The 21,667-nt window shown below is 74.0% G+C and carries 14 protein-coding genes and 1 tRNA gene; 7 read left to right on the top strand and 8 right to left on the bottom strand.

The genetic code is table 11. From position 1 onward, the window contains the following. Positions 1-27 precede the first annotated feature (27 nt). Entirely contained in the window at positions 28-825 is a 798-nt protein-coding gene (locus ABIE39_RS06695; protein ID WP_255437283.1) for a hypothetical protein, read from the bottom strand. 175 nt (positions 826-1,000) lie between these two features. On the opposite strand from ABIE39_RS06695, the gene ABIE39_RS06690 reads away from it, so the two are divergent. Continuing rightward, positions 1,001-6,649, top strand: coding sequence for a sigma-70 family RNA polymerase sigma factor (locus ABIE39_RS06690; RefSeq protein ID WP_354050988.1), 5,649 nt, complete (start codon positions 1,001-1,003; stop codon positions 6,647-6,649). Between the two features lie 31 nt (positions 6,650-6,680). Here the strand turns inward: ABIE39_RS06690 and ABIE39_RS06685 are convergent, their stop codons facing one another. The 3 genes from ABIE39_RS06685 to upp all read right to left on the bottom strand — a co-directional run bounded on the left by ABIE39_RS06685 (position 6,681) and on the right by upp (position 9,176). Continuing rightward, positions 6,681-7,403, bottom strand: coding sequence for an NAD(P)H-binding protein (locus tag ABIE39_RS06685; RefSeq protein WP_175009298.1), 723 nt, complete (start codon positions 7,401-7,403; stop codon positions 6,681-6,683). A 138-nt stretch (positions 7,404-7,541) separates the two neighbouring features. Next, positions 7,542-8,225: a winged helix-turn-helix domain-containing protein gene (locus ABIE39_RS06680; protein WP_354050986.1), complete on the bottom strand. Its 684-nt coding sequence runs from the start codon at positions 8,223-8,225 to the stop codon at positions 7,542-7,544. Positions 8,226-8,540: 315 nt separating this feature from the next. Next, positions 8,541-9,176, bottom strand: coding sequence for a uracil phosphoribosyltransferase (upp, locus tag ABIE39_RS06675; RefSeq protein ID WP_175009296.1), 636 nt, complete (start codon positions 9,174-9,176; stop codon positions 8,541-8,543). 324 nt (positions 9,177-9,500) lie between these two features. Between upp and ABIE39_RS06670 the strand changes: the two genes are divergently transcribed. After that, on the top strand, positions 9,501-9,932 hold the full coding sequence (locus ABIE39_RS06670) for a nucleoside deaminase (RefSeq protein WP_074804208.1): 432 nt from the start codon (positions 9,501-9,503) through the stop codon (positions 9,930-9,932). 144 nt (positions 9,933-10,076) lie between these two features. Here the strand turns inward: ABIE39_RS06670 and ABIE39_RS06665 are convergent, their stop codons facing one another. The 4 genes from ABIE39_RS06665 to ABIE39_RS06650 all read right to left on the bottom strand — a co-directional run bounded on the left by ABIE39_RS06665 (position 10,077) and on the right by ABIE39_RS06650 (position 15,296). After that, on the bottom strand, positions 10,077-10,880 hold the full coding sequence (locus ABIE39_RS06665) for an NAD-dependent protein deacetylase (protein WP_354051234.1): 804 nt from the start codon (positions 10,878-10,880) through the stop codon (positions 10,077-10,079). A gap of 728 nt (positions 10,881-11,608) precedes the next feature. Further along, a complete protein-coding gene (locus tag ABIE39_RS06660; protein ID WP_354050984.1) occupies positions 11,609-13,720 on the bottom strand; it encodes a carbohydrate-binding domain-containing protein in 2,112 nt (703 codons plus the stop codon). Further along, entirely contained in the window at positions 13,720-14,616 is an 897-nt protein-coding gene (locus ABIE39_RS06655) for a polyphosphate polymerase domain-containing protein (RefSeq protein ID WP_354050982.1), read from the bottom strand. Before ABIE39_RS06655 ends, ABIE39_RS06660 begins: the two co-directional genes overlap by 1 nt. After that, positions 14,613-15,296 carry a DUF4956 domain-containing protein gene (locus ABIE39_RS06650; protein ID WP_354050980.1) on the bottom strand — a complete coding sequence of 228 codons (684 nt, stop codon included), beginning with the start codon at positions 15,294-15,296 and terminating at the stop codon, positions 14,613-14,615. Before ABIE39_RS06650 ends, ABIE39_RS06655 begins: the two co-directional genes overlap by 4 nt. A 225-nt stretch (positions 15,297-15,521) precedes the next feature. Between ABIE39_RS06650 and ABIE39_RS06645 the strand changes: the two genes are divergently transcribed. From ABIE39_RS06645 to ABIE39_RS06625, 5 genes are all read left to right on the top strand, one after another. Beyond that, positions 15,522-16,361, top strand: a complete 840-nt coding sequence (locus tag ABIE39_RS06645; RefSeq protein ID WP_354050978.1) for a siderophore-interacting protein — start codon at positions 15,522-15,524, stop codon at positions 16,359-16,361. A gap of 8 nt (positions 16,362-16,369) precedes the next feature. Beyond that, positions 16,370-17,392 carry an iron-siderophore ABC transporter substrate-binding protein gene (locus ABIE39_RS06640; RefSeq protein WP_354050976.1) on the top strand — a complete coding sequence of 341 codons (1,023 nt, stop codon included), beginning with the start codon at positions 16,370-16,372 and terminating at the stop codon, positions 17,390-17,392. Positions 17,393-17,593: 201 nt separating this feature from the next. Continuing rightward, a tRNA-Ser gene (locus ABIE39_RS06635) sits at positions 17,594-17,683 on the top strand. A 219-nt stretch (positions 17,684-17,902) separates the two neighbouring features. Next, positions 17,903-18,904 (top strand): AAA family ATPase, encoded by a 1,002-nt coding sequence (locus tag ABIE39_RS06630; protein ID WP_255179682.1) that lies wholly within the window; start codon positions 17,903-17,905, stop codon positions 18,902-18,904. A gap of 5 nt (positions 18,905-18,909) precedes the next feature. After that, positions 18,910-21,426 (top strand): S8 family peptidase, encoded by a 2,517-nt coding sequence (locus ABIE39_RS06625; RefSeq protein ID WP_354050974.1) that lies wholly within the window; start codon positions 18,910-18,912, stop codon positions 21,424-21,426. Positions 21,427-21,667 lie beyond the last annotated feature (241 nt).

Below are 21,667 nucleotides of genomic sequence, written 5' to 3'. Positions count from 1 at the left end.
GCCCGCGTGGGACGGGGCGTCGTCGTGTCAGCGCTGGAGCGTGTCGAGGAGCTGGACGGCGGCCGTGTGCGTGCGCGGGAGCGGTTCGAGCCAGACGCGCGGCGGCCGGCGCAGGATCGCCGTGACCCCCAGCGCGAGGCCCGTGCGCTCGATGTTGTGGCGGAGCACGGTGCGCAGGACGTCGTCGTCCGCGTCCCGCTCGCCGAGCACGACGAAGAGCCCGTTGCCCATCGACGCCATGGGGTGGCCCTCGCCGAACGTGTGGGTGAGCGCGCGGCCCATCGCGGCCGACCGCGCGAACCGTTGCCACCCCGTGAGGTCGTCGAGCGCGACGTCGACGACGAGCAGCCCGTGGGTCCGGGTCGCGTCGAGGCCCGCGCGCTCGGCCGCACCGTACGTCTCGCGGAGCCGGTGCACCAGGTACTGGGTCGTGGCGAGACCGGACTCCGGGTCCAGGACCTCGGGTGCCACGGGATTGGCCTCGTACCCCTCGGACCAGCCGACCGCCACGCCGCGGACGAGGTCGAGGACCGGCTCGCGGTCGTGCGCGCGGTACAGGCAGACGACGTCGTCGATGGCCTCGCCGATCCCGACCCCGGCCTCGGCGCGGACACGGCCGAGCCGCTCGGCCGCGGGCGTCGCGTCCCGCTCCTCGCACAACGCCTCGACGAGCGCGTCGACGGCAGGGTGGTACCAGTCGCCCGGCCGTAGCCAGACGCTGTCGGCGCTCGCGCGCCGCCACCGCTCGCGCACGGCGTCGGTCGCGGGCACGGCGTACCCCGGGAGGTGGTCCATGTAGATGAGACGTGCGGCCGCGGGATCCATGACGCGAGAACCGCGGGAAGTTTCCAGGACCTCGCGTCCCGGGTGAAAAGGGGCGAACCGGAGGAAGTGCGACTCCTTTCGTTCCGGTGGCGGGATGCCTCTGCCCGTGAGATGGACGGGCGTCTACTATGGCCACCGTAGCCTCGGTTCGGGGCGGTCTCCGGGGCGGGTGACGATGACGCAGGCACAGGAACGGGTGGAGAGCGAGGCGTTCAGCGACGCCGAGCTCATCACCGCCGTGCGTGCGGGAGACACGGGCGCCTACGGGGTGCTCTACGAACGGCACGCCGGTGCCGCGCGCACGGTCGCGCGCCAGTACGTCCGCTCGAGCGCCGACGCCGACGACGTGGTGTCGGACGCGTTCGCTCGCACGCTCTCTGTGCTGCAGAGCGGCGGCGGCCCGGACGTCACCTTCCGCGCCTACCTCTTCACCGTCGTCCGCCGGCTGTCGTACGACCTCGTGAACGGCGCCCGGCGCACGCAGCCGACCGACGACGAGCGCACGTTCGAGTCGGCGTTCGGCCCGATGGCCTCGACGGAGGACCCGACGCTCGAGGGCTTCGAGCGCTCGACGGTCACGCGCGCCTACCAGGACCTGCCGGAGCGGTGGCGTGCCGTGCTCTGGTACACCGAGGTCGAGAGCCTGTCCCCGGCCGAGATCGCCCCGCTCCTCGGCCTCACCGCGAACGGCGTCTCCGCGCTCGCGTACCGCGCCCGCGAGGGGCTGCGCCAGGCGTACCTCCAGCAGCACCTGACGTCCGTCCCCGCCGAGGAGTGCCGCACGGTCAACGCGCTCCTCGGGTCCTACGTGCGCGGGGGCCTCGCGAAGCGCGAGACGGCGCGCGTCGAGTCGCACCTCGAGGGCTGCGACGACTGCCGCGGGCTCGTGCTCGAGCTGGGCGACGTGTCCCACGGCATGCGCGCCGTCATCGCCCCGCTCGTGCTCGGCGTGGGCGCGCTCGGTCTCGTCGGGACGGCCCTGCCGACCACGGGTGGCGCAGCCGTCGCCGGCGGCGTCGCGGCCGCGCTCCAGGGCGCGTCCGGCAGCGGGTCGGCGAGCGGCGCGGGTGCGGGTGGCTCGGGCGCAAGTGGTTCGGGTGGCGCGGGCGGGTCGGGTGCCGGAGGCTCGAGCGCCGGCGGGTCCGGCGCGGCCGGCGGTTCGGGTGCGGCAGGTGGCTCGGGTGCGGCGGGCGGGTCCGGTGCGGCGACCGGTGCCGGTGCCGGTGCGGGCGTCGGCGGCGGCGCCGGCGCGGGTGCCGCCGGGACCGGGGTGATCGGTGGTGCCGGCGCGGCGGCGGGAGCCGTCGGCGCCGCGGGCAGCGTCGCCGGAGGCGCGGCCGGTGCCGGGGCCGGTGCAGGTGCCGGGGCTGCGGCGGTGGGCGGAGCGGCAGCCGTCGGCGGTGCCGCGGCGGGCGGTGGCGCCCTGGCCGCGGCCGGGGCCGGGGGACTGCTCGCGCTGGTCGCGTCCGCGCCGATCGCCGCGGCGGCGGTCACCGTGGGCGTCCTCGCCGTCGCAGGGCTGGGCGTCGCGGGCGCGCTCGGGGCCTTCACCCCCGAGCCGTCGCCGTCGCCGTCCTCGCAGTCGTCCCCGTCGCCGTCCGGCTCGTCGCCGTCTCCGGCGCCCTCGCCGAGCGCGGGGACGACCGCCCCGACGTCCGACCCCACGACGGACCCGACGTCGCCCACCAACATCCCGCCGGCGCCGACGGACCCGACCACGCCTGATGCGGGGGCGACTCCGCCCGCCGGCGGTACGCCGCCCGGCGACACGAGCCCGGTCGGCTCCGTCCCCGTCGACCCCGCACCCGTCGGGCCCACCGACCCGGGGACCGGCGAGCCGACGCCCGTCGACCCGACGCCGGAGCCTGCACCGGCCGCGCTCGATGTCGCGCTCGGGACCGGTATCGAGATGGAGGCGCGCAAGCCCGCCGACGTGCGCCTGACGGTGTCGAACTCGGGCGGGAAGGCGGCGCAGGACGTCACGGTCGAGGTCGACCTGCCGGCCGGCGTGGAGGCCGTCACGTCGTCGGTCGTCGCGCGGGGCGCGTCGGTCGCCCCCGTGCTGCGCACGGCCGCGCTCCCGTGCGGCCCCGCCGCAGCGGGCGGCACGCTCGCGTGCGCGGTGGGCGTGCTCGCGCCGGGTGAGGCCCGCGACCTCGTCGTCACGGTCACGGCCCGCGGCGGCGGTGTCTACGAGTTCCCCGCACGTGTGAAGGCGGAAGGGCTGCGGACGGTGGAGCGCAACCTCACGCCGCCGCCCCTGAAGTACGTCGGCGCGGAGGTCCGGCTCGACGACGAGCGCGTGACGCTCGCGGCGAACCCCGGGACCGCGACGCTCACGTTCACGGCCGCCAACACCGGCGACCGCGACGCCAGCGGCGTGCGCTTCACCGTGCCCACGCTGCCGGAGGGGTTGTCCCTCCGCCCTGTGGACGACGACTGGACCTGCACCACCCCGGGCGACGGCGCCGCGCTCGAGTGCGCGAGCGACACCGTGCTGCCCGCGCCGGCGCGCGGCGCGTCCGCCGGGCCGGCGGTCGACCTGGCCGTGCAGCTCCGCGCGGACGGCTCGTTCGTGCCCGAGGTCCAGCAGCGCGACGACGGCGCGCTCCGCGTGCTCCCCGCGGCCGTCCCCGTCGAGGTGCGGGCCGGGGCCGACGACCAGGCGGCTACCGCGAGCCGCACGCTCAGCGCGGCGGTGCCGCTCGCGTGGCTCGGGGCCGACGACGTCCAGGTCCGCGCGAAGAACGCGGACGGCACGGTGCGGTACACCGCCGACGTCGCGAACGGGACGGGTGCGCCCGTCACGGTCGGCCTCGCCGCGCCGGACACGCCCGCGTGGCACGCGGCCGACCTCCCCGGGCGCACGAGCGTGGGCGAGAGCGCCTCGCTCGTGGTCGACGTCAACGCGCCCGCGGTGCCTGCGAGCATGCTCGTGCTCTCGCAGGAGCGGCTGCTCGTGGGGTCGGGCGGCGAGGCGGTCGTCTCGCGGCCGCCGAGCGGGGTCGCGCTCGCGCTCGACGGCCAGACGATCGCGCCCGTCGTCCCGGAGGCGGCGGTCGCGCAGTGCGTGTTCGACCCGAAGTCGGACACGTCGTCCGCCGGCGCGACCCTGACCTACGACAACTCGGCCTCGACCCTCCCGGTCGCGTTCGCGGTCGACGGGCACCCGGGCCTGGCGCAGACCGTCCCGGCGCACGCCCGCGCCGAGGTCGAGCTCCCCGAGGCGGGCGCCGCGGCCGCGACCTACGCGGTCCGGGCCGACGGCGACCCGCTCGTCTCGCGCGTGGTCGACCGCGTCGACTGCTTCGAGTGGGCCGTCGAGGGCTCCGCGACGACGCGCTGGTCGCCGGAGACCGGGACGTTCGTCGTCGAAGGCATGTTCCGCAACGACCACGCAGTGGCGGCGATGAGCGTCTCCCTGTCCGCAGGCCGGCACGGTGCTGCGGAGACCGTCGAGGTCGCCCCGGGCGCGGAGGCGTCGTTCGCCGTCGACACGGGTTCGCGGGACGTCGCGGCGGGGTCCGCGACGTTCCGTGCCACGCGCGTCGGCGCCCGGGGCGCGGAGCCGCACCAGGTGCGGGCGTCGTTCGACGCCGCGCGCCACGCGCCGTCGGCGTCGCGCGAGCCCACGGTCGGTGCGTGCGTGTTCGACCCGGCGACGGACACGTCGTCCGCGCCGGTGACGTTGCACCTGGACAACGGGTCGTCGACCGTGCCGGTGACGTTCTCGGTCGTCGGTCGTGACGACCTGACCGCGACGCTCGCGGGCGGCGAGGTGCGCGACGTCGTCGTGCCCGGCGGTGTCGGCGCGCAGGACGCGACGTTCACGGTCGTCGCGGACGGGGAGACCGTCGCGCGGCACGTGGTCGACGGCGTCGACTGCTTCACGTGGGACGTCGAGGGCTCGGCGACGGCGGAGTGGGCGCCCACCGAGGGCGGCGGCTCCGTGGTGGTGAGCGGGACCTTCCGCAACGACCACGCGGCGGCGACGCTGCGCGTGGCCCTGGACGGCGGCGAGCTCGGCACGACGCGCGCGGTCGACGTCGCCCCCGGCACCGAGGCCGTGCTGACCCTCGACACCGGGTCCCGGCAGGTCGCCGCGGGAGAGGTCGCGTTCCGGGTCTCGCGGCTCGACGGATCGGGCCGGTCGCACGTCGTGACCGCCACCTACGACGCCGTGCGGCACGCGCCCGCGGTGGATGCGCCGACCGTCGGGGCGTGCGTGCTCGACCCGGCGACCGAGCGGTCGTCCGCCCCGGTCACGCTGCGCTACGACAACACGCGCTCGACCGTCCCGGTGGTGTTCGCCGTCGCCGGTCGCGACGACCTGACGCGCACGGTCGACGGCGGCCGGGACGTGCTGGTCGACGTGCCGGGCGGCGTGGGGGAGGCGTCGCTGACGCTGGACGTGCTCGCCGACGGCGCGGCCCTCGCGAGCCACGACGTCCCGGGTGTCGACTGCTTCGACTGGTCCGCCGCGGACGGCGCCGCGTCGGCGACCGCCACGTGGGTCGTGCCGGACGGCGCGGGCGCGGGCTCGTCGGTCGTGCGCGGGACGTTCCACAACCCGTACCGGGCGACGACGCTGCGGGTCGCGATGACGACGCCCTACGGCGGCGCCGCGCCCGTGGAGGTCGCCCCGGGCGCGACCGCGACGCTCGCGGTCGACACCCGCCTGCGCGACGTCCCGGCCGGGACCGTCACGTTCGCGGTCGAGCGGGCGCACGCCCCCGGCCAGGCGGCGAGCACGGTGACCGCGTCGTACGCCGCGACGACCTACGCGCCGTCCTGGGCACGCACGGCGACGGTCGAGGCGCGCTGGCAGGACGGCTCGATCCGGCTCGTCGGCACCCTGACGAACGACACGGCGGAGACGCTCGACGCCCGGATGCTCGGCGGCGCGGTCGGTGACTCGGCCCCGGTGAGCGGCATCAGGCCGGGGGAGACGGCGACCTTCACGATTGACACGGGCGCGCTCGACGTCAAGGCCGGGAAGGTGACCTTCCGCCAGTACCGCTGGGTGCTCGGGAAGGGGTTCCAGGACTCCACCCTCGCGGCCACCTACCGGGGTGCGGCGTACGTGCCCGACTGGGCGGCGACGCTCACGGCGACGACGCAGTGCGCGCCCGGCGCCGGCGGGGTGGTCCTCACGACCGGTCTGCGCAACGACGCCGACGAGCCGACCCGCGTCGTCGTCCGCACCCCCTTCGGCACCCGCGACCTCGGTGAGGTCGCGCCCGGTGCGAGCGCGAGCGTCGACCTGCCGGCGGGCGCGCTCGCGGTGCGGCCCGGTGCGGTCACGTTCGAGCTCTCGCGCACGGTCCTCGGCACCCCGTTCACCGAGACGGTGACGGCCCGGTTCGACGCGCTCGACTGTGCGGTCGCGGCTCCCGACGCGAGCCTCGTCCTCGGTGACCCGTACTACGACGCCCGGCGCGGCGCGTCGTTCCGCACCGTGTCCGTGGTCCTCGACAACGCGGGCTCGAACGTCCCGCTGACCTTCCGGGTCACGGGTCAGGCGAAGGGGCAGTGGGACCTCGCGGCGGGCGAGCGCCGGACGGTCGAGCTGGGCGAGGCCCCCGGGACGGGTGCGAAGTACGTCCTCCACGCCGGGTCCTGGTCGGAGCAGCTCGCGGTCGACCCGTTCAGCGCGACGCCCGCGTGCTACGCCGCATGGAAGTCCGGCGAGTGGTACGGCTACGAGGACCACGTGTCCTACGACGGGTGGAACTACACGGCGCGGATCGCGAACATCCTCGTGCGGCCGGACCGCGACCCGCTCGGGGTGTTCTGGCAGCGCGGGTCCCGCTGCGGGTCCTGACGCGCCCGACGGCGGTCGTCGGGCCGGGCGGTCAGGGCAGGACGTCGGCGAGCGCGTCCTCGACCGGGCGGTCGCCACCCACGAGGTCGAGCACGAGTCCGGCCGAGCGGGGCTCGTGGAGCACCGCCGCGAGCACGAGCGCGACGTCGTCGCGCGTCACGTCGGACCGCTCGCCCACCGCGGCACCGGGCTTGCGCCGCTTGCCGCGGGGCTTGTCGCCGTCGCCCACGGGGGCGAGCGCCACGAGGCCCACGCCCGGTTCGTCGGTGAGGCGGCCGGGCCGGACGATCGTCCACCGGAGGTCGGCCCGCGTGCGCAGGTCGTCCTCCGCGGCGGCCTTCGCGCGCAGGTAGGCCCAGAAGACGTCGTCGACGCCGTCCGGGCGCTCGTCGGCGCGCGCCGCCTCGACGCCGCGCGACGACACGAGGACGTAGCGGCCCACCCCGGCGCGCTCGGCCGCGTCCGCCAGGAGGGCCGCGCCCGCGCGGTCGACCGCGTCCTTGCGCGGCGCGCCGCTGCCGGGTCCGGCGCCCGCGGCGAACACGACGGCGTCCGCGCCCTCGAGCTCGAACGACACCGCGACGGCGTCGTCCTTCTCGAGGTCGACGAGCGCGACGTGCGCGCCGAGCTCCGTGAGATCCGTGATCTGCGCGGCGGACCGCACGAAGGCGACGACGTCGTCCCCGCGCTCCACCAGCGTCCGGGCCAGGCGACGGCCCACCTGGCCGTGACCTCCCGCGATGACTGTGCGCATGGGCCGAACGTATCGCCGCGGGGGCGTCCGCGCCCGGCGAGCGGGCCGCGTGCGAGGGTCGTCACAGGAGGGGTTGCGCTGCCGGGCGCGTGGTCCCCCACGTACCCCCACGTCGACCGCGGCCCGGCAGCGCGGTCCTCAGGCGGCGTCCCCCGAGCCGCCGAGGACGACGGGGGTCTGCGGGTCGAACCGGTAGCCGAGCCCGCGGACCGTGGTGATGACGTGCTCCAGCCCGAGCTTCTCGCGGAGGCGTCGCACGTGGACGTCGATGGTGCGGCTGCCGCTCGCGACCTCGTGGTCGGCCCACACGGTCTCCAGCAGCTCGGCCCGCGTCACGACGCGGTGCGCCGTGCGCGCGAGGTACGACAGCAGCTCGAGCTCGCGGAACGTCAGGCGGGCCGAGCGGCCCTCGACGGTGACCGTGCGCCCGGCCGGGTCGATGACGACGCGCGGCACGGGCGAGAGGGTCGCGAGCCGCTCGCGGAACGCGGCGATGTCCTGGACGGGCGACGTCGTCGCGGTCGTCGGCTCGGCGAGCGCGAGCGCCGTGTACGTCTCGGCGCTCGGCAGCCAGTCGCGCGCGAGCTCGCCCAGGGCCTCGGCGAGCTCGACGAGCTGCGCCTGCGGCTGCTCGCCCGGGGCGGCGTCGACGCCCACGTAGAGCACGAAGCCGGGGTTGCGCCGCGGGGCGGCGGGCTCGGGTGCTGCCGGGCGGGGCGCCGGGGCGGGGCGGGGGGTCGCGGGGCGCGGCGTGGCCGCCCGGGGGGCGGGGACGCGGGCCGACGGCGTACGGCGGGCGGGACGGGTAGCGGTGAGCGTCATGGGTGGCTCCGGGTGCGTCGGGCCGACGGCGACGCCGGACATCCGGCGGGTCGGCAGGGGTCGAGGGCTGAACCGAGGTGCGGGAGAGGGGTCAGGCCTGACAACAGACGCACACGACCGCGCCCGGGAGCACGCCGGACGGCGCGCTGACGGGACGGGTCGAGGTGCTCACGGGAGCGAGCATGGCAGCGGAGCGCACGGCACGCCAAGAGGAGCCGCGGAAGTTCTCAGCATGCGGACCGGGGCGATCTCGCGTTCCGGTCGTGCTGAGCGGGTGCCGGGGCGTCCCGGCGAGCGTCGGTGCAGGTGGGAGCGTCAGACGACGCCGTACAGGCGGTCGCCCGCGTCGCCCAGCCCGGGCACGATGTACGCCTTCTCGTCGAGCCGCTCGTCGACCGCGGCGACCACGAGCTGGACGTCGACGCGCTCGCCGACCGCCTGCTCCAGCACCTGGATGCCCTCCGGGGCGGCGAGCAGGCACACGGCCGTGACGTCGCGCGCACCGCGCGCGAAGACGTAGTCGATCGCGGCGACGAGCGTGCCGCCCGTCGCGAGCATCGGGTCCAGCAGGAACACGTGGCGGCCCGTGAGGTCGTCGGGGAGACGGTTCGCGTACGTGACCGCCTCGAGCGTCTCCTCGTCGCGCTGCATCCCGAGGAACCCGACCTCCGCGGTGGGCAGGAGGCGGGTCATGCCGTCGAGCATGCCGAGGCCCGCGCGCAGGATGGGCACCACGAGGGGGCGCGGCTCCGCGAGGCGGACGCCGACCGTCGTGGTCACGGGCGTCTCGATCTCGTGCGGCTCGACGCGCACGTCCCGCGTCGCCTCGTACGCGAGGAGCGTGACCAGCTCGTCGACGAGGAGCCGGAACGTCGAGGACGTCGTCTCCTTGTTCCGCAGGACGGTCAGCTTGTGGGCCACGAGCGGGTGGTCGGCGACGTGCAGGCGCATGGTGACAACGGTATCGGACCGCGGGCCGTCTGCCGTACCGGCCGGTAACGGATCCGCGCGCGGGCAGGCGCCCGGTCGCTAGCCTGGTGCGGCCCGCCCTTACCGACCGGAGGTCCCGTGCCCGACGACGTCGCCCACCCCGGCGAGCCGGCCCACCCGGGCGGCCCCGCCCGCTCGGGCGATCCCGCGCACCGGGGTGACCCCGTGCACCCGGAGGAGGGGACGGCGTCGGGCACCGTGCCGCGCGGGCTCGCGCTCCCCGCGACGGAGGGCGCGTTCCCGCCCGACACGGTCGCGGGTCGCCGCCGCACGTGGGACGCCCTCATGGGTCTCGCGCTGCACGAGGCGACCCACGCGCTCGCGAGCGCCGACGTGCCCGTGGGGGCGGTCGTCGTCGGGCCGGACGGGCGGCTGCTCGGCGTGGGGCGCAACCGGCGCGAGGAGACGGGCGACCCGACCGCGCACGCCGAGGTGCTCGCGCTGCGTCAGGCCGCCGCGACGTGGGGGGAGTGGCGCCTCGAGGGCTGCACGCTCGTCGTCACGCTCGAGCCGTGCGTCATGTGCGCGGGCGCGCTCGTGCTGGCGCGCGTCGAGCGGCTCGTGCTCGGGGCGTGGGACCCGAAGGCCGGCGCGACCGGCTCCGTGTGGGACCTCGTGCGCGACCAGCGCGCGAACCACGCGGTCGAGGTCGTCGGCGGCGTGCGCGAGGACGAGTGCGCGCGGCTGCTCCGCGACTTCTTCGGCGCGCAGCGCTGAGCGCACCCCCTGTCGTCGCGGTCGCGGTGGGGAGGAAGGACGGCGCCGGGTCTACCATCCGGCGCCTCGTTCCTCGGCGCCTCCCGCCAGGCCCGCCACGACCCAGCGCCGTCCTTCCTCCCCACCGCTCGTGGGTCGGTGGCCTCAGCGCGCGAGCGCCTCGGCGAGGGCGGTGAGGGTCTCCGTGGTGCCGGCCTCGATCTTGAGCGTCGCGAGCGGGTCACCGCGCGTCCAGCCGCGGTTGACGATGACGACCGGCTTGCCGTCCTTCGCCGCGTGCCGCACGAACCGCAGCCCGCTCAGCACCGTGAGCGACGACCCTGCGACGAGGAGCGCGTCGCCCTCGTCGACCATCGCGAACGCGCGGTCGACCCGCTCGCGCGGCACGTTCTCCCCGAAGTACACGATCTCCGGCTTGAGCACCCCGCCGCAGAACTCGCACGGCGCGGGCCGGAAGTGCGACGTCTGCTCGATCACCGCGTCCGCGTCCGGCGCGATCTCCACGTCGCCGACGTCGCCGACGCTCTTCAGGAACCCCGGGTTGAGGGCGGTCAGGCGCTCGGCCAGGTGCTCGCGCGAGATGACGCGTCCGCACTGCAGGCAGATCACCCGGTCGTAGCGGCCGTGCAGGTCGATGACGTTGCGGCTGCCCGCGTCCTCGTGCAGCAGGTCCACGTTCTGCGTGATGAGCCCGACGAGCACGCCCGCCTCCTCCAGCCGCGCCAGCGCGCGGTGGCCCGCGTTCGGGTGCGTGCGGTGCACGTGCTGCCAGCCGACGTGGTTGCGCGCCCAGTAGTGGCGGCGGAACGCCTCGTCCTGCACGAACTGCTGGTACGTCATGGGGTTGCGCGGCGGGGAGTCCGGGCCGCGGTAGTCCGGGATCCCCGAGTCCGTCGACACGCCCGCGCCCGTGAGCGCCGTGACCCGCAGCCCGCGCAGCAGCTCCACCGCGTCCTCGACCGTCCCCGTCCGCGGCGCGGGCTCCGCGCCCGCCGGCGGCTGGCTCGGCCGCCACGCGAGGCGCGACGACAGGGTCGGGACGGCGGACGGCAGGTCGGCGGCCGACGTCGCCACGTGCGCGGGGGAGGCGGTCGTCGGTTCGGTCGGGGACGGTGCGGTCGGGTCGGTGGGCACGTCTCCCACGGTACGACGGGAGCGGCGCACGAACCCCGGTCCGCCGAGGTAGCCCTGGTCACCCCGAGGGAGCCCCGAGGCCCCGCGAGGTGGACCCGAGGCCTGCCCAGGTAGAGCCGTGGTTCCGCGAGGTAGAGCCGTGGTTCCGCGAGGTAGAGCCGTGGTCTTGTGCCCGACGGCGCGGGGTCGGGTCCGCATGGTGGTGCCGCCTCGCTGGTGGCCGGCTGAGGCGCACTCACCGCGGGCGACCGACCGCCGTCGGGCACGACGGTGCTCCAACGCGAGGACGCGGCACGACCAGGGCAAGGGCTCCCCGCGACCATGAGGCCGCGCGGACCGGAGTGGGAAAGATCCTTGGCGCACTCCTTCCGGTGCCCGGCCGCGGTTCTCTCGCGGATGACCTCGGCTCTACTTCGCGCGACCACGGCTCTACCTCGCGTGAGAACGGGTCTGCTGCGCAGGACCACGGCTCTACCTCGCGGGACCGGGGCTCTACCTCGGCAGAGCGCTCGGGCTGGGATCCCGCATCGGACGACGCGCGGTCAGGACTCGGTGGTCTCGTCCTGGGCCGCGGTGCCGTCCTGGGCCGTGCCGTCCTGGGCCGTGGTGCCGTCTTGCGTGCCCGGGCGGGTGGGGCGGCCCCCCATGCCGCCGCCGGTCCACTCGCCCGCGACGGCGGTCACCGAGCCGGACGGGGCGGTCACCGTGTAGGTCTCGCCGGTCGTCACGTCGGGGGAGGAGACGACGACGTTCGCCGTCTCCTTGGTGACGGTGAGCTCGGCGACGACGGTGCCGTCGGCCGACGTGACGGTGACGGTGTCGCCGGCGCTCGCGGAGACGTCGGCGGCGAGCCAGCCCTGCTCGGAGTCCGTGGCCGGCACGACGACCATCCCCGCGCTGCCCGCCGCGACGAGCGAGCCGCCGGAGACGGTGAACGTGCCGTTCACGTCGAGCGCGCCGTTGCCGTCGTTCGTCGGGCCCTGGACGACCGTCTCTCCGCCCGTGACCGTGAGCGACCCGTTCGAGTCGATCCCGTCGCCGCCGGCGTCGATCGTGAGCGTGCCGCCGGAGATCGTCAGCGACGAGCCGTCGTCGGCGTCCATGCCGCCGCCCGCCATGCCGCCCGCTCGGCCGCCGGGGCCGCCCTGCGGCAGGTCCACGCCGTCGGGGGGCTCGGCACCGTCGGGCAGGTCGCCGCCCTGCGGGGGCTCGGGCATCTCGCCGTCGGCCGGCATCTCCGGCGGGGTGTCGCCCGTCGTGCCGCCCGGTGCACCGTCCGGCGGCTCCGGCATCGAGCCGCCCGCCGCCGAGCCGCCCGCCGCCGAGCCGCCCGCCGCCGAGCCGCCCGCCGCCGAGCCGCCCGCCGCCGAGCCGCCCGCGGCCGTGTCGCCCTCGCCGGTGCCGGTCGTCCACCCGACCGTCGCGTTGAGGCCGTCGTCGCTCGCCGTCACGTCGACGTCACCACCGGAGATCGTGAGGGTCGCGCCCTCGATGCCCTCCACGGACGTCGTGACGGTGAGATCGCCGCCGGAGACGGTGACGTCGCCGTCGGCGTGCACGCCGTCGTCGCCGGACGACAGCTCGACGGTCCCGCCCGAGACGGACACCGCGCCGTCCGAGTGCAGCGCGTCGTCGGCGGCGTCGACGGTGACCGTCGCGTCGTCGCCGACCACGACCCCCACGTCGCCCTTGAGGCCCTTCGCGGAGGCGTCCTCGCTCAGGTCGGCGCCCGCGCCGCCGGCCGCGGTGACGGTCAGCGTGCCGCCGGAGACGACGACGTCCGTCACCGCCTGCACGCCGTCGTCGCCGGACGTGACGGTGACGTCCCCGCCGCGCACGTCGACGAACCCGAGGGTCTCGTCGCCGTCCTCGGTCGACTTCAGCCCGTCCTGCGCGGCGGTGACGTCGAGCGTCCCGCCCGTGACGACGAGGTAGTCCTTGCCGCGCAGGCCGTCGTCGCCCGCGTCGACGGTGAGGTCGCCGCCCGCGACCACGAGTCCGTCCTTGGAGACGATGCCGTCGTCCGCGTGCGACGTCACGCTGAGCGCGCCGTCGCCGCCGACCACGAGGTCGGCCGTCGAGAACAGCGCGCCGTCGGGCTCGCCGTCGGCGTCCTGGTCGGAGGAGGTCTCGGCGTCGGTGAGGCTGTTCGTCGAGCCGTCGGCGAGGACCACCGCCACCTTCTCGGCGTCCTGCACGTTCACGGCGGCGTTGGTCGTCGCGGTGATCTCGGCGCCGTCGAGCACGAGCTGGACGAGTCCGTCCTCGGCGGTGTCGACGACGACCTGGCCCTCCAGCGTGCCGCTCAGCACGTACGTGCCGGGGGCGGTCACGGTGACGGTCGCGCCGTCGACGGTCACGCCGTCGCCGTCCACGGTGGCGGTGCCGCCGTCGAGCGCGACGGTCGTCGCCGACGCCTCGTCGACCGCGAGGTCGGCGTCGTCCACCGTCACCTCGGCGTTGTCGGCGCGCGACTCCTCGGGGGTGAGGCCGGCGACGGCGTCGGACGCGGCGGTCGTCCTGTCGCTCGCGGTCGTACTCGCGCTCGCGGACGTGTCGTCCGTGGCGGCGTCGCTGCCCAGGACCGAGCAGCCGGCGAGGACGGCGGCCGCCGCAGCCGCGGTGAGGTACGTGAGGGGTCGTCGGATGCGCATCACAGGCTCCTGTCGTCGTGCCCGGGGGTGCGGGCGGGGTGTCGGGCGAGGTGGTGGTCGGGAGTCCGGTCGGACGTCGTGCTGCCCGGGGAGGGGGTGAGGTGGCGGCGGATCACGCGCCGCCAGGGGCCGTCGGGCAGGTCGGGGCGCAGCAGCGCCAGCCCGGTGCCGTACTTCGAGATCCGCTCGGGGCGGTGCCCGTGCCGCCACAGCAGCCGGTCGAGGTCCGACGGCGTCGAGCCGCCCTTCGTCTCGACGACCGCCAGCTGGGTGACGGGCCAGGAGAGGGGCCGAGCGCCGTCGGGCCGGTCGAGCTCCCACGTGAGCCCGGTGTCGACGGTGGCACGCGCGGCGCCGTCGGGCCGGGGGAGCAGGAGCGTCGTGCGGCGGTACCGCGACACGAGGCCGGGTGCCAGCGCGTGCTCCGGCACGACGTCGATGCCCTCGGCGGCGAGCGTCCGGTGGACGAACTCCTGCCCGCCGTCGAGCGCCGTCGGGCAGTCGTGGGCGACGCGCTGCTTGAGCGTCGCGCCGCGTGCGGCGCGGGTCTTGACCTCGAGGAAGCTCGTCCCGGAGTCGAGGTACGTGCGCGTGCGGACCTTGAACCGCCGACGGCGGCGCGTCGCCGTGAGGCGGAACGACGCGAGGTCGGGCGTGTCGAAGTACACCGACTCGTAGGCCGCGCTGCGTGCCCCGTCGATCTCCAGGACGCGCGCGGCGGTCGTGCGGGCGAGGGCGTCGAGCACGGCGACCGCGTCGTCCACGGGCAGGACGTACTTGCGGTCGACCCGGGTCAGCAGTGCGGCGGTCCCGACGAGCTCGTCGAGGTCCACCCCGGCGAGCGGGTGCAGGGCGGCGCGCACGCGGTCGTCGGCCGAGAGGGTCTGCGGGCTCATGCGCGCACCCCGGTCCGGGCGGGGAGACCGTCCGGGGCCGTGGCGGCCACGCGGAGCGGCGCGGCGTCGGCCGGGAGCGGGGGGACGGCGTCGGACAGGACGGCGGGACGGGCGGGGCGCGCGCCCCGGCGTGCCGTGCGCGGCGCGGTCCAGCGGACGTCGACCCAGGTCGTGTCGTTGACGAGGTCGAGCCGCTGCACGCTCACCCCGCGGACCTCGGCGCCGAGCAGCTCCTCCAGGTAGCGCGCGAGCTCGGCCGGGTCGGCGAGGGCGCGGTCGACGACGACGGTCTGGCTCTGCGCGCGGCGCAGCACGCGCGGGTGGTCGACGACGGCCATCACCCCGACGACGAGCGCCATGCCCGCGAGGGACAGCCAGCCGGTGGCCGCGACGAGCCCGCCGAGGAGGCCCAGCGCGAGGGCCGCGAAGTAGTAGGCGACCTCCGTCTGCGAGAGCTCGGTCGAGCGGAGGCGGATGATCGACAGGACGCCGAAGAGCCCGAGCCCCAGACCGGCGCCGACGCTGCTCGTCGCGAGCGTCGCCGCGACCGCGAGCACCCCCACGTTGACGCCGAGGTACGCGACGACGAGGTCGCGGCGGCGGTGCCGGGGGAAGTAGAGGCCGAACGCGAGGACGGTGACGGCGACGAGGTCGACGAGGTACAGGACGGGCTGGGACACGAGGCCTCCGGGTGCCGGGGCGCTGGGCGCCGTGGTCGAGGACGTCCCCCATTCCGCCGGTCGACCCTGTGCGACCGCTGTGGAGGGCACAGGGTGCGCGTATGAGTTCCCTCGGGGCTCTCGACCGCGCGATCCACGCTGCTCGGCACAGGTGGTGACCGGCGTCACGACCTCGCGCCCGGCCAGTGATGTTAGCCTCACCTAAGTCACCGACGAGAGGTTGTCATGTCGACCACCACCGCGCCCGCCCCGCGGCGCGCCCGCCCCCAGACGGTCCTCGAGGTCCTCGAGACCGCGTGGCTCTCCCCGCACCTCGTGCGCGTCGTGGCCGGGGGCGACGGGTTCGCCGCGTTCACGACGAACGAGCACACCGACAAGTACGTCAAGATCTACTTCGCCAAGCCCGAGCTCGGGCTCGAGCCGCCCTACGACGTCGCGGCACTGCGCGACACGCTCGCGCCCGAGGACGTGCCCGTCACCCGCACGTACACCGTGCGCTGGGTCGACGAGGCGGCGCAGCGGCTCGCGATCGACTTCGTCGTGCACGGCGACGAGGGCCTCGCCGGGCCGTGGGCCGCGCGCGCGAAGCCCGGCGACCGCCTCGTCCTCTCCGGTCCCGGCGGCGGGTACCTGCCCGACCCGGCCGCCGACTGGCACCTGCTCGCCGGCGACGACTCCGCGCTCCCCGCGATCGCCGCCGCGCTCGAGGCCATGCCGCGCGACGTCGTCGGGCACGCCGTGCTCGAGGTCGGGACCGAGGCGGACCGCCTGCCGCTCGAGGCGCCCGACGGCGTCCAGGTCACCTGGGTGCTGCGCGGCGACGCGCCCACCGGGACGACGACGCTCCTGCCCGACGCCGTCGCCGACATCCCGTGGCGCGAGGGCCGCGTCCACGTCTTCGCGCACGGCGAGCGCGGGGCCATGAAGGCCCTGCGCCGCGTCTTCGCGGAGCGCGGCGTGCCGCGCTCCGACCTGTCGCTCTCCGGCTACTGGGCCTACGGCCGCGCGGAGGACCGCTTCCAGGCGGAGAAGCGCGAGCCCGTCGGCCAGATCTTCGAGGACTGAGGAGTCCCATGCACCGCACCAGCACCACCCGTCCCCGCCGCGCGCTCGCGGCCGTGTCCGCGCTCGCCGTGCTCGCGCTCGCCGCGTGCTCGTCCGGCGACGGAGACGCCGAGGCGTCGCCCTCGGGCAGCGCGACCACCGACGGCGCCGCGGACACCTTCCCGGTGACCATCCCCACGGCGTTCGGCGACGTCGAGATCCCCGAGGAGCCGGAGCGCGTCGTCGCGCTCGGGTGGGGCGACGCCGAGACCGCCCTCGCGCTCGGCGTCCAGCCCGTCGGCGCGAGCGACTGGCTCGCGTTCGGCGGCGACGGCGTCGGCCCGTGGCTCGCCGACGCCTACGACGAGTCGCCCGAGATCATCGGCACCCTCGAGCCGTCGTACGAGCAGATCGCCGTGCTCGACCCCGACGTCATCCTCGACGTGAAGTCGTCCGGCGACCCCGAGCGGTACGAGCGGCTCTCCGAGATCGCCCCGACCGTCGCGATCCCCGAGGGTGGCGAGGCCTACCTCACGCCCATGGAGGACCAGGTCGGCATGATCGCCGCCGCCCTCGGGCGCAGCGAGGCCGGCGACGAGCTGCTCGCCGAGGTCGACGACGCGTTCGCCGCCGCGCGCGACGAGCACCCCGAGTTCGCGGGCAAGACCGCCGTCATCGGGTCGTACTGGGCCGAGGGCTTCGGCGCCTACGTCTCGACCTCCAGCCGCGGCGAGTTCATGCAGGGCCTCGGGTTCGACACCAAGCCCGAGATCGACGAGGCCGCCGGCGAGGAGTTCTCCGCGACGCTGGGCACCGAGAACGTCGACCTGCTCGACGCCGACCTCACCGTCATCCAGCCCATCGGCTTCACCGCCGCCGACGTCGAGGCGCTCCCGATCTTCCAGACCGTGCCGTCCGTCGCCGACGGCCGCTACGTCGTGTTCGACGACAAGGACCTCTCCAACGCCTTCTCGCTCGGCACGCCCACGGCCGTGATCTACGCGATCGACAACGTCACCCCGCTGTTCGCCGAGGCGCTCGGCGGGAAGTGACGCCCGTGCCCTCCGACGGAGTGCGCGACGCCGGCGCGGTCCGGCGGCGGGTGCGGCCCGACGACGCGGCGTGGGCCGGGTGGTCCGGCTTCGCGCGGGCTCGGGCGGGGCGCGTGTGACCCGGCGCAGGACCGGCTGACCGGCCGATTCGGTGTCCGGGGGTGTGACCAGGTATCCTTCCTGGGCCGGGTATCCCGGCGAGGTAGCGTGTCCGAGCGGCCTAAGGAGCACGCCTCGAAAGCGTGTGTGGGTGAAAGTCCACCGTGGGTTCAAATCCCACCGCTACCGCCACCCGAAGGGCCCCACCCGCAGAATCCTGCGGCTGTGGGGCCCTTCGTCGTACGCCGCACTGCGCTTGCACTGGTCTTTGTCCTCCGCGAGCCGTCCTCTGTCGCCTAGGGGATGTGATGTAACGACCCAGGCGCGATCGGCCCGGCCCGTCAAGCGGACGCTCCGCAAGCCGATAGAGTCGTCCTGATGACAGCCGTCTAGTCTGAAAGGGTGCGCGCTGTGGCCACCAACGACCAGCTAAAGGCACTGGTCAAGAGCCATGCCGACGGCGACGACCCCCAGTTCTACTCGGTGGCCATGCAGGTTGCGGCGAAGGCCGCTCGCGCCGGCCAGTCCAGGTTCGCACAGGAACTCCGCGACCTCGTCGACGACCTCCGTGGCCGCGAGGCTCGGAGTTCCAAGGTGGCCGCGGTCGTCCCCGTGACTCAGCCGCGAGGCGAACTCGCCTCGCTTCTGACGGTCTCCTACCCGAGTGCGCATCTCGGTGATCTGGTCCTCTCCACTGATCTGGAGGGGCGGCTCCGGCACGTCTTGCTTGAACAGCGTCAGCGCGAGATGCTTGCTCGCCACGGTCTGAGGCCGGCGCGACGACTCTTGCTCACCGGCCCGCCTGGGACCGGCAAGACTTCAACTGCACGGGTAATCGCTGGCGAACTCGGGCTGCCCCTGTTCGCGATCCGGCTCGACACCATCATCACGAAGTACATGGGCGAGACCGCAGCCAAACTCCGCCTTATCTTTGACGCTCTCGCCGAAACCCGGGGTGTGTACCTCTTCGATGAGGTGGACGCGCTGGCCGGGGACCGTGCCGCTGGTAACGACGTCGGCGAGATCCGCCGTGTGCTCAACTCGTTCCTCCAGTTCCTCGAAGAGGACGCCTCGGAGAGTGTCGTCATCGCCGCGACCAACCACCCGGCACTCCTCGACAACGCTCTGTTCCGACGGTTCGACACTGTCATGGAGTTCACGCTCCCCGATGCTGAGGCCGCGCGAGCGGTTATCGCCAACTGCTTGGCGCAATTCCATACTGGAAATCTTGGCTGGAAGAGGGTCTTAGAGGCGGCCGGGGGCCTGAGCCACGCCGAGATTGTCACGGCGGCCGAGAATGCCGCAAAGCGGACGATACTCTCAGGTCGTACGCGCGTACTCACGGACGATCTTGTGCGGGCTCTCAACGACCGGCCGAGGCCCCGCGCTCGGCGCGACGCCACAGGTGCGTAGGCGGGATGTCAGAACGGAACCGTCCGCACATCCTCATACCGTCGCCCCCGATCACTGAGGGTTTTACTCCAATCGGCGCGGGCGGCCGTGAGCCCCGTCCCTTCACCGGCAACCGTGGAAGCCATGGTCGACGGCTGAAGCGAGAGTTCGAGCAGGCCTGGCCCGAGGACCAGCAAGAAGAGGGCACGACGATCACCTTTGAGTCCTTCCCTGGGCTCCAACTCGCGTTGGAGAGCCTTGATCCCCAGGGATCGGGCGAACAGCCAGAACTGCTGTCAGTGAGCACGCGGGAGGTGGACGGTGCGGCCGTCCAGGTTGCGACCGTCTTCATCCCCTTCGGCAAGAAGGCATACTTCCTCCAGCGCCTTGAGCAGTACGTCGCGACCGCGACCGACGACAAGGCAAAGAACGCGAAGCTCGTCGAGGGCATTAGGACCATTCGTCGAGCGACGATCCGGGAACTGTGGACCGACCCCGACGAGCTCTTCCCCTCGTTCCTGGGTGACAGCCGGTGGTGGGAAGTCTGGCTTCGCAAGCGCGACGGGCGCGAGCAGCAACGGCTGAGCGAGTACGCCGCCGCCCACCAACTCCGCACGAGCGATCACTATCTCGGGTTCAACGACAGGACCGTCGTACTCCTCAAAGCGACAGCCAACCAACTCGCCGAGACGTTCGAGGCACTCGATGACATCGCGGAACTGCGCCAGCCCCACGAGGTGTCATCGTTCCTGACCGAGTTGCCCGCATCCGAGCAGCGTGAGTGGGTCGAGGATCTGCGCTCAAGGCTGGAGGTTGCTGGACCTGACGCACCCGTCGTTTGCGTTCTCGACACGGGCGTGCAGGATGCGCACCCGCTCTTGTCCGACTCCCTCGACGGAACAGACCTCCACACGGCAGATCCGGCGTGGGCCGTTCGTCCAATCGAGGCTCATGGCACTGAGATGGCCGGGCTCGCGCTCTACCGCGATCTGTCCGCTGCGCTGACGAGCAGAGTCCCCATTCGCCTCAGTCACCGGCTTGAGTCCGTCAAGATCCTGCCCGACCGCGGCGAAAATGACGGCGAACTCTACGGAGCGGTGACGGCGCGCGCCGTCGACCGCCCCGAGATTTCTGCGGTGAACCGCTCTCGCGTCTTCATGCTCGCAGTCACCGCTCCCGTCACGGGAGGGGCGGCCGACGCCGGGAAGCCCTCGTCGTGGTCCGCCGCCGTTGACGCTCTCGCATTCGGCCGGGCGATTGATGATACGGATCCCAAACTCACCTATCTTGACCGCGACGAGGTCCGGCGACCGCGGCTGTTTGTCGTCTCGGCGGGCAACATTCGTGATCTCCGCCCCGGTGATGACCATCTGGCTCGCAGCGACACCGAGCCCGTTGAGGAACCGGCCCAAGCGTGGAACGCCCTGACGGTGGGCGCGTACTCGCCGCACGACGACATGGCTGCAGCACCGTCAGACTTCGCGGGTTGGGTGCCCGTAGCCCCGCGAGGTGAACTGGCACCTACCAGCCGAACCTCGGTCATTCTCGATCGCAAGAAGTGGCCCTTCAAACCGGAGGTCGTCGCCGACGGCGGGAACGCCGCCGTCGCCCCGAACGCAACCGACATCGATACGCCGCCCAACCTTGCCTTGCTGACGACGCGGTTGCAGCGCACCGGCGAGGGCTACTTCACCACGACCCGTGACACCTCGGCGGCGACCGCTCAGGTGGCATCGATCGCCGCCGAGATCATGGCGGCCTACCCGACGCTGCGCCCCGAGACGGTCCGAGCAATGATCGTCCACTCCGCAGAGTGGACCGAGGCCATGCGTAGCCAGATCGACGCCGTCTCGTCTCGCAAGTCCGAGATTGGTGCACTGCTGCGGCGGTATGGAATGGGCGTTCCCAATGCGACAAGAGCGACGTCCTCGGCAATCGACGCCTTGACCCTCGTCGCCGAGTCACAGATTCACCCGTTCGAGCGGGACGGGTCTGGAGAACCGAAACTGTGCGAGATGAACCTCCACGAGCTCCCTTGGCCAGCCCAGCAACTGGAGGCACTCGGATCAGCGAACGTGCGTCTCCGCGTGACCCTCTCGTACTTCGTTGAGCCGAACCCGTCCAACCGCGGTTGGAGCGGCCGATATGCCTATCCGTCCCATGGCCTTCGATTCACTACGAAGCGTGCCGTTGAGAGCGTCGCCGCGTTCCGTGAGCGCATCAACAAGCGCGCCCGTGACGACAGCTGGCTATCGACTACCTCACGCCCCGAGGGTGGCTGGCTCTTCGGCGCGGACCAACAGCAGGCACCCGGTTCGCTCCACACTGACATCTGGACAGGCACCGCGGCGGACCTTGCCAGCAAGGGTGCGATCGCGGTCTACCCCGTGGCGGGCTGGTGGAAGCGACGACCCAAGCTCGATCAGAGCGAGCTCGGTGTTGACTACTCGCTCGTCGTCAGTATCGAGTCACCGGATGTCGAGGTCGACCTCTGGACCCCGGTGATGCAGCAGATCACCCCGGTAGTCGAGATCGACACCTAACCTCGGCCGGCTCGCGCTCCGGCCACCGGATCTCGCCGAGCCTCGTTTGCAGTGTGCCTCGCTGTGCGAGTCGCGCCAGGGCTTCGCCCCGAAGCCGTGGGCGCCGCTCCGCAGGGGGCGACCGGCTCTGCATCCCTCCCGCTGAAGCGGGATGCCTCACGTCTTCCCTCCGTGTTGGTGACAGTTCCCGTGCTCCAAGACACAGGCCGGTCAAGACCGTTCTCAGGTATCGCCCCAGGTC

It is taken from the genome of Cellulosimicrobium sp. 4261 (assembly GCF_040546915.1).
Taxonomy (GTDB): Bacteria; Actinomycetota; Actinomycetes; order Actinomycetales; family Cellulomonadaceae; genus Cellulosimicrobium; species Cellulosimicrobium cinnabarinum.
The sequence above is the reverse complement of the archived record's forward strand: the minus strand, read 5'-3'. Positions and strand labels throughout refer to the sequence as shown.

Excerpts from the sequence above, each read along its gene's own strand:
- ABIE39_RS06695 (WP_255437283.1), bottom strand. The coding sequence starts at position 825 with ATGGATCCCGCGGCCGCACGTCTCATCTACATGGACCACCTCCCGGGG.
- ABIE39_RS06690 (WP_354050988.1), top strand. The coding sequence starts at position 1,001 with ATGACGCAGGCACAGGAACGGGTGGAGAGCGAGGCGTTCAGCGACGCC.
- ABIE39_RS06685 (WP_175009298.1), bottom strand. The coding sequence starts at position 7,403 with ATGCGCACAGTCATCGCGGGAGGTCACGGCCAGGTGGGCCGTCGCCTG.
- ABIE39_RS06680 (WP_354050986.1), bottom strand. The coding sequence starts at position 8,225 with ATGACGCTCACCGCTACCCGTCCCGCCCGCCGTACGCCGTCGGCCCGC.
- upp (WP_175009296.1), bottom strand. The coding sequence starts at position 9,176 with ATGCGCCTGCACGTCGCCGACCACCCGCTCGTGGCCCACAAGCTGACC.
- ABIE39_RS06670 (WP_074804208.1), top strand. The coding sequence starts at position 9,501 with ATGGGTCTCGCGCTGCACGAGGCGACCCACGCGCTCGCGAGCGCCGAC.
- ABIE39_RS06660 (WP_354050984.1), bottom strand. The coding sequence starts at position 13,720 with ATGCGCATCCGACGACCCCTCACGTACCTCACCGCGGCTGCGGCGGCC.
- ABIE39_RS06655 (WP_354050982.1), bottom strand. The coding sequence starts at position 14,616 with ATGAGCCCGCAGACCCTCTCGGCCGACGACCGCGTGCGCGCCGCCCTG.
- ABIE39_RS06645 (WP_354050978.1), top strand. The coding sequence starts at position 15,522 with ATGTCGACCACCACCGCGCCCGCCCCGCGGCGCGCCCGCCCCCAGACG.
- ABIE39_RS06640 (WP_354050976.1), top strand. The coding sequence starts at position 16,370 with ATGCACCGCACCAGCACCACCCGTCCCCGCCGCGCGCTCGCGGCCGTG.
- ABIE39_RS06625 (WP_354050974.1), top strand. The coding sequence starts at position 18,910 with ATGTCAGAACGGAACCGTCCGCACATCCTCATACCGTCGCCCCCGATC.